Below are 7,399 nucleotides of genomic sequence, written 5' to 3' on the forward strand. Positions count from 1 at the left end.
CAACAATAAGCTGAAGTGATTAGCAGGAGACACGATGAGTACGCAGCCTTCGATCAATGGATCGGTGCCACAGCGCCTGGCGCAAACCCGCGAACTGATGAGCCGCGAAGGCATTCATGCCTTGCTGGTGCCGTCGGCCGATCCGCACCTGTCGGAATATTTGCCGGGTTACTGGCAGGGACGGCAGTGGTTGTCGGGCTTCCATGGCTCGGTCGGCACACTGATCGTGACCCCGGATTTTGCCGGCGTCTGGGCCGACAGTCGTTACTGGGAGCAAGCGACCAAGGAACTCAAGGGCAGCGGCATCGAATTGGTCAAGCTGCAACCGGGTCAACCTGGCCCGTTGGACTGGCTGGCCGAGCAAACCCCTGAAGGCGGCGTCGTCGCGGTGGACGGTGCAGTGATGGCCGTGGCGTCGGCGCGTACGCTAGGTGGCAAACTCGAAGAGCGCGGTGCCCGCCTGCGGACCGACATCGATCTGTTGAGCGAAGTCTGGAGCGATCGCCCGACATTGCCGAATGAGCCGATCTACCAGCATTTACCGCCGCAGGCGACGGTCAGCCGTGGCGAGAAACTGGCGAAACTGCGCGAAGTGTTGAAAGAACGTGGTGCTGACTGGCATTTCATCGCGACCCTTGATGACATCGCCTGGCTGTTTAATCTGCGCGGCGGCGATGTGTCGTTCAATCCGGTGTTTGTATCTTTCGCCTTGATCAGTCAGGAGCAGGCCACCCTGTTCGTCGCTTTGAGCAAAGTCGATACTGAACTGCGTGCGGTGCTCGAACAAGACGGCGTGACCCTGCGCGATTACAGCGAAGTGGCTGCTGCGTTGCGCGCCGTGCCGAGCGGCGCGAGCCTGCAAGTCGATCCGGCGCGCGTCACCGCCGGTTTGCTGGATAACCTCGACAAAGGCGTAAAACTGGTCGAAGGCCTGAACCCGACCACGCTCGCCAAGTCGCAAAAAAGCCTGGCCGATGCCGAGCATATTCGTCAGGCGATGGAACAGGACGGTGCCGCCCTGTGCGAATTCTTCACGTGGCTGGACTCGGCCTTGGGTCGTGAGCGCATCACCGAGCTGACCATCGACGAACACCTCACGGCCGCGCGCACCCGCCGTCCAGGCTACGTGTCGCTGAGCTTCAACACCATTGCTGCGTTCAACGCCAATGGCGCGATGCCGCACTACCACGCGACCGAAGAAGAGCACGCGGTGATCGAGGGTGACGGTCTGCTGCTGATCGACTCCGGCGGTCAGTACCTGGGTGGCACCACCGACATCACGCGAATGGTCCCGGTCGGTACACCCACTGCTGAACAGAAACGCGATTGCACACGCGTCCTCAAAGGCGTGATCGCGCTGTCCCGCGCGCAATTCCCTCGTGGGATTCTGTCGCCATTGCTCGACGCCATCGCTCGCGCGCCGATCTGGGCTGAAAGCGTCGACTACGGTCACGGCACCGGCCATGGCGTTGGCTACTTCCTCAACGTTCACGAAGGTCCGCAGGTCATCGCCTATCAGGCTGCTGCGGCTCCGCAAACGGCGATGCAACCGGGCATGATCACGTCCATCGAGCCGGGCACTTATCGTCCGGGCCGTTGGGGCGTGCGTATCGAGAACCTGGTGCTGAACCGTGAGGCGGGTTCCAGCGAATTTGGTGAATTCCTCAAGTTCGAAACCCTGACACTGTGCCCGATCGACACCCGTTGCCTGGAGCCGTCGCTGCTGACCCTGGAAGAGAAGCAGTGGTTCAACGCCTACCACGCCGAAGTGCGGGAGCGCTTGAGCCCATTGCTCGATGGCGCGGCCCTTGAATGGTTGAACACCCGTACCGCGGCTATTTGACGGGCTGGAGTTCAGGCGCTTGTTTTAGCGCCTGACTCATGTAGTCCACGAAAGCTTTGACCCTGGCGGATTGGCGACGATTCGCCGGGGACACGGCATGAATCGGCAGCGACTGCGCCGTGTAGTCTTGCAAAATCGCCTTCACTCGGCCGGCCTTCAGATCCTCGCTGAATAGCCACACCGGCGACAGCGCAATGCCCAATCCCCCCAGCACCATCTCGCGAATGGCCTCGGAGTTGTTGCTTTGCGCATTACCCCTGATGCGCACTTCGTGGTGTTGGTTGCCTCTTTCGTAATGCCATAGGTTCTGACTGTTCAGCAAATTGAATTGCAGGCAATTGTGCGCGCCGAGTTCTTCCGGGGTGTGCGGCTCGCCGTGTTGCTCAAGGTAGTCAGGCGCTGCAACCGTGATCCGGTGGGTCGTACCGACGTGGCGTGCGAGCAGACCACTGTCGGCCAACTCACCGATTCTGAATGTCACGTCCAGCCCTTCACTGACCAGGTCCTGATTTTGATCGCTGAGTTGCAGGTCGATCTGAACCTGAGGGTGCGCTTTGAGAAACGCAGGGAGTCGCGGCGCAATGTGCAAGCGCCCGAAACTTACGGATGAACCGATTTTCAGGTTGCCGGCGACGGATTCGCGACCTGATCGAAAACGCTGTTCCGCCGCGTCCACGGCGGCCAGGATTTGCCGGCATTCGTTGTAGTAGCGCTGACCTTCATCGGTCAGTGACAGTTGGCGGGTGCTACGGGTAATCAGCTTGGCGCCCAGTCTGATTTCCAGCGCCCTTAATAACTTGCTGATAGTCGGCTGGCTGGTCTGCATCTCCCGGGCAACGGCCGAAAAGCTGCCACGTTCGACGACCCGGACGAACGTGGCCATTGCGTTGAGTGTGTCCACGTGAATTCTCATTGATGCCATATGGGCATGATCACTATAGCGATATAGCGTCTTATCGGTATGAGTGAACTGGAAGAAGATTAATTCCACATCCACTTCTCATGGAATTTGCCGAAATGACTGACTCACTTGAAATGCGCGCTCTGATGGTTGACACGGCCAACGGCCCTTTACGCTTGGTTTCCCTGCCGCGGCCGGTGCCTGGAGCGGGCCAAGTGCTGGTGAGGATCAAGGCCAGCGGGGTGAATCCGCTGGATGCGAAGATTCGTTCGGGGCAGGCGGCTCATGCCCGGCAGCCATTGCCGGCTGTGTTGGGCATGGACCTCGCGGGGACCGTTGAGGCGATAGGAGAGGGCGTCAGTGAGTGGCTGTCGGGCGATGAGGTCTATGCGATGGCGACTGGAATCGGTGGTGCGCAGGGCTCTCTCGCGGAGTTCGCGGTGGTTGATTCGCGGCTTCTGGCGCACAAGCCGAAAAATCTGAGCATGCGCGAGGCGGCAGGGTTGCCGTTGGTATTGATCACGGCATGGGAAGGGCTGGTTGATCGGGCGCGGGTTCGGGCTGGTCAAAAAGTGCTGATTCACGGTGGTGCGGGTGGAGTCGGACATGTTGCTATGCAAATTTCCCGGGCTTTCGGTGCAGAAGTGTTTGCCACGGGTTCAGCGGGTCATAAGGGGCTTATTGAAAGCTTTGGTGCAACGTTCATCGATTATCGTGCGTCGTCGGTGGAGGACTATGTGGCTGAGTTCACTTCGGGGGAGGGCTTCGATGTCGTCTATGACACGGTGGGCGGTGGGGTATTGGATGATTCATTCAAGGCAGTTCGGGTTTATGAAGGGCATGTAGTGAGCTGTCTGGGCTGGGGCCAACACAGCCTTGCGCCGTTGTCGTTTCGTGGGGCGACTTATTCCGGGGTGTTTACGCTGTTGCCGCTGTTGACTGGCAAGGGGTGTGAGCATCACGGGCAGATTCTTCAGGATGCGACGCGGCTGATTGAGGCGGGTCAGTTGAAACCGCTGCTCGATCCTCGGCAGTTCACGCTGGAAACTGCCGAGACCGCTCATGAGTTGGTCGTTGCGGGAGGTGCGCAGGGGCGGTTGGTGGTCGAGATTTAACTCAGGGCTTCAACCACGAAGTCCAGCCGATCCTGGCCGAAGAACAACTGATTGTCGACGAACATACTCGGCGCCCCGAAGACACCGCGCTGTACTGCTTTCTCGGTATTGTCCTTAAGGGCGGCTTTAACCTCTTCGTCGGCTGTCAGGGCGAGTACTTCATCGGGGTCAAAGCCGTTTTGTGTCAACACGGCGGCGACGGTGGCCGGGTCATCAAGGCTGCGACCTTCGACCCAGAGGGCCTTGAACAGACAGTCGATAAACGCCAGGAAGCGCTCGGGATGACGTAACTGAATCCCGGTCACCGCACGCATGAGCATCAGGGTGTTGATGGGGAAATGCGGATTGAATTTCAGTGGCACGCCATAGCGTTTTGCATAGCGGTCCAGGTCTTGAAACATGTAGCGGCCCTTGGCCGGAATGACTGCAGGCGAAGCGTTACCGGTGGCCTTGAAGACGCCACCCAGCAGCATCGGTGTGTAAATCAATTGGCTGCCGGTTTGCTCACAGATTTTGGGGAGCTGGGTATAGGCCAGGTAGGTGGCCGGGCTGCCGAGGTCGAAAAAGAACTCCACGGTTTTGCTCATGGTCGGTGCACTCTGTTTATTGTTGTAGAGGGAGGGCTTACCAGCGTTCGCTCCAGGGCCGTAAATCCAGTTCGAACGTCCAGGCGTCCCGTGGCTGGCTGTGCAGGTACCAATAGTTCTCGGCGATATGCTCGGGGTTGAGAATGCCGTCTTCATCCTTGGTCGCGTACTTTTCCGGGAAGCTCTCTCGGATGAAATCGGTATCGATAGCACCGTCGACGACGACATGAGCAACATGAATGTTCATGGGGCCGAGTTCACGGGCCATGCTTTGGGCCAAGGCTCGAATGCCATGCTTGGCACCGGCGAATGCTGCGAATCCCGCGGCACCGCGCATACCAGCGGTGGCTCCGGTGAACAGGATGGTGCCCCGTTGGCGTTTGGCCATGCGCTTGGCGACTTCACGAGCATTGAGAAAACCTGAAAAACAGGCCATTTCCCATATCTTGAAATACTTGCGGGCCGTTTCTTCAAGAATGCTGCAGGGCACATTCGCGCCGATATTGAACACAAACGCTTCGATGGGGCCGATCTCGCTTTCGATCTGTTCGACTAACGCTATCACCTCTTCTTCCTTGCGCGCATCGCAGGCAAAACCGTGGGCGTCACCGCCATTGGCTTTGATGGTGTCGACCAGCGGCTGAAGCTTGTCTGCACTGCGGCGGGTGACACAGGCGACGTAGCCTTCTTGGGCAAAACGCTTGGCAATGGCGCCGCCGGTAGCATCCCCTGCGCCGACAACCAGTACGACTTTCTTATTATTCATAGGTTGATCCCTTTGCTAAACGATCGTTAACTAAACGAACGTTATGCTACGATTTGGCACGCGTCAAGGCGATCAATCCTGAGGAGAGGGCAATGCGCTACTCGGCCAGTCACAAGTTGGAAACCAAAGAGAGGCTGCTGGAAAGCAGCGCGGTGTCAGCCAAGAAGTCGGGTTTTGCCACGGTCGGTGTCGACGGATTGATGAAGGCGATTGGTTTGAGCGGCGGGGCGTTCTACAGCCATTTCTCGTCGAAAGACGAACTGTTCGCCTCAATTGTCGAGCGTGAGCTGTGTCAAAGCCTGGAGCGATTAAGCGCCGATCAGGGGCGTGAAAAGCTTGAACGGTGCCTCAAGCACTACCTCAGCATGGCGCATGTCGAACATCCGGAATCCGGCTGTGCGTTACCCGCGTTGGGGGCTGAGATCGCTCGTTCGGATGTGCTGGTTCGTCAGCAGGCTGAGCGCTGGATTTGTCAGCTACAGGAGAGTTGGGCGCGCATCCTGGAGAGCGACAGCCTGGCTTGGGCCATTTTGTCGCAATGTATCGGAGCTTTGGTCGTCGCGCGGATGCTGGCGACGCCAGACATCCAGCGTAATGTGTTGAAGTCCAGCTACGATGAGATTGGCCGCCAGATTGCCGGGCGGCAGCAACCTACTTGCAAATGACGATCATGCTGCGGCTTGTGTAGCCGGCGGGGTTGAGGCCGAATGGATAATCGCCTGGTTCTTCCACCGCGTCCCCTGACTTGGCGATGACCTTGTATCCCTTGGGGGCGCACGAGTTGGCTGCGCTGGTGTAGCACTTGTCCCAGGAGGATGAGAGCCCTGAACAGTTGATATGCAGCCCTTTCTTGCCATGCTTGACTGATGTTTTCGAGGTCGCCGCGCAGCCCGCAACTGCAAGCACGGCGATCAATATCAAAATTCGTTTCATTGCTGTCCTTATAGCGTTCCCGGATCTTGCGCCCGGGTCTGGCTGCATTCGCTTTCGCTGAAGCGTTCTGATGTCCCTATCCTGAAAAATCCATGTATGGCACTGGGTTGCGGGCCTAAACATGGCCTAATTGAGCGGCAATTACCAGACCTGCGTCAAATCCTGTCTCAATCTGCCGCAACCGCTGGCTTGGCACTGCTGCCCATGGTCATGGTGGCACCCACGGAAGCCAGAATGATGCACAAGATAGCCATCCACTGTGACAGTGAAAGGTATTCGTGGAGGAACAACAGGCCTGACAACGCGCCAATCGCAGGTTCGATGCTCATCAATGTGCCAAACGTGCGAGCTGGCATTCGGGTGAGCGCGACCATCTCCAGTGTGTAGGGCAGGGCGGTGGAGAGAATGGCTACGCCGATGGCTACGGGGATCAGCGACGGAGTCAGCAGCGCGGCGCCGGCATGGACGATGCCGATAGGGGCTACGAACAATGCAGCAATCATCACGCCCAATGCAGCAGTCTGCACACCATTGTCGGCGCCGGCCTTTTGCCCGAATAGAATGTACAGCGCCCAGCAGACACCCGCGCCCAATGCATAGCCGGCACCTTCAAGATCAATCCCGGCACTTGTCGCTCCTGTAGGGATCAAGAGCAGCAAGCCGATAGCCGCGAGTGCTATCCACAAAAAGTCGATCGCACGGCGTGAAGCATAGATCGCCACAGCCAACGGCCCAGTGAACTCCAGAGCTACGGCAATACCCAAGGGGACGGTGCGTAACGACATATAGAAGAGGAAGTTCATGCCGCCCAGTGCCATGCCATAGATGATGACGGTGCGCAGGGATTTTGCGGTGAGCTTCGCCCGCCATGGCCGTAGCATGAGCAGCATGATCACGCTGGCGAACATCAGGCGCAGGGTAGTGGTTCCTTGAGCACCAATCACCGGAAACATGCTTTTAGCCAGGGATGCTCCGGACTGGATCGAGGCCATGGCTATTATTAACAGGCCTACCGAGAACAAGGTCGAGGCAAGGCTGCGGGGCTGATCATTCATTACGTGGCATCGTCCGAAAATGGAAGCGAGAGTATTGATGTCGTGCAGTTGGGCAATATAGTGCGCATTCGTGGCCGGCGCGTCTATATATAGCAGTGATTTTGGATTGATCGATAGAAAAACCAAATCATTGCTTGACGGCAGATTCTGGATGTCTATAATTCGCCCCACTTCCGGCGCAGTCGAAACGGAAAACTCC

Annotated in this window: 8 protein-coding genes; 3 read left to right on the forward strand and 5 right to left on the reverse strand. The window is 58.1% G+C overall.

What is annotated here, in order from left to right:
* The first annotated feature begins 34 nt into the window (after window positions 1–34).
* Window positions 35–1,843, forward strand: coding sequence for an aminopeptidase P family protein (locus SB725_RS22770; RefSeq protein ID WP_027925796.1), 1,809 nt, complete (start codon window positions 35–37; stop codon window positions 1,841–1,843).
* Here SB725_RS22770 and SB725_RS22775 read toward each other — a convergent pair.
* Complete coding sequence (locus SB725_RS22775; protein WP_172825933.1) at window positions 1,836–2,756, reverse strand: LysR family transcriptional regulator; 921 nt, start codon at window positions 2,754–2,756, stop codon at window positions 1,836–1,838. The genes SB725_RS22770 and SB725_RS22775 overlap by 8 nt on opposite strands.
* Window positions 2,757–2,860: 104 nt before the next feature.
* Between SB725_RS22775 and SB725_RS22780 the strand changes: the two genes are divergently transcribed.
* A complete protein-coding gene (locus tag SB725_RS22780; protein ID WP_410922599.1) occupies window positions 2,861–3,859 on the forward strand; it encodes a zinc-dependent alcohol dehydrogenase family protein in 999 nt (332 codons plus the stop codon).
* On the opposite strand, the gene SB725_RS22785 is transcribed toward SB725_RS22780, so the two are convergent.
* Window positions 3,856–4,446: a 2-hydroxychromene-2-carboxylate isomerase gene (locus SB725_RS22785; RefSeq protein ID WP_027925799.1), complete on the reverse strand. Its 591-nt coding sequence runs from the start codon at window positions 4,444–4,446 to the stop codon at window positions 3,856–3,858. The two genes, SB725_RS22780 and SB725_RS22785, sit on opposite strands and share 4 nt — an antisense overlap.
* A gap of 37 nt (window positions 4,447–4,483) precedes the next feature.
* Window positions 4,484–5,212: an SDR family oxidoreductase gene (locus SB725_RS22790; protein WP_059182434.1), complete on the reverse strand. Its 729-nt coding sequence runs from the start codon at window positions 5,210–5,212 to the stop codon at window positions 4,484–4,486.
* Between the two features lie 92 nt (window positions 5,213–5,304).
* Here SB725_RS22790 and SB725_RS22795 point away from each other — a divergent pair, with 92 nt between their 5' ends.
* A complete protein-coding gene (locus SB725_RS22795) occupies window positions 5,305–5,877 on the forward strand; it encodes a TetR/AcrR family transcriptional regulator (RefSeq protein ID WP_027925801.1) in 573 nt (190 codons plus the stop codon).
* Here the strand turns inward: SB725_RS22795 and SB725_RS22800 are convergent.
* Both SB725_RS22800 and rhtA read right to left on the reverse strand, forming a co-directional pair.
* Complete coding sequence (locus SB725_RS22800; protein ID WP_027925802.1) at window positions 5,864–6,145, reverse strand: hypothetical protein; 282 nt, start codon at window positions 6,143–6,145, stop codon at window positions 5,864–5,866. The two genes, SB725_RS22795 and SB725_RS22800, sit on opposite strands and share 14 nt — an antisense overlap.
* A 167-nt stretch (window positions 6,146–6,312) precedes the next feature.
* Complete coding sequence (gene rhtA, locus SB725_RS22805) at window positions 6,313–7,200, reverse strand: threonine/homoserine exporter RhtA (RefSeq protein ID WP_027925803.1); 888 nt, start codon at window positions 7,198–7,200, stop codon at window positions 6,313–6,315.
* Window positions 7,201–7,399: the final 199 nt, after the last annotated feature.

The sequence above is a fragment of the Pseudomonas sp. SIMBA_041 genome (genome assembly GCF_046535095.1).
Classification (GTDB): Bacteria; Pseudomonadota; Gammaproteobacteria; order Pseudomonadales; family Pseudomonadaceae; genus Aquipseudomonas; species Aquipseudomonas mucoides.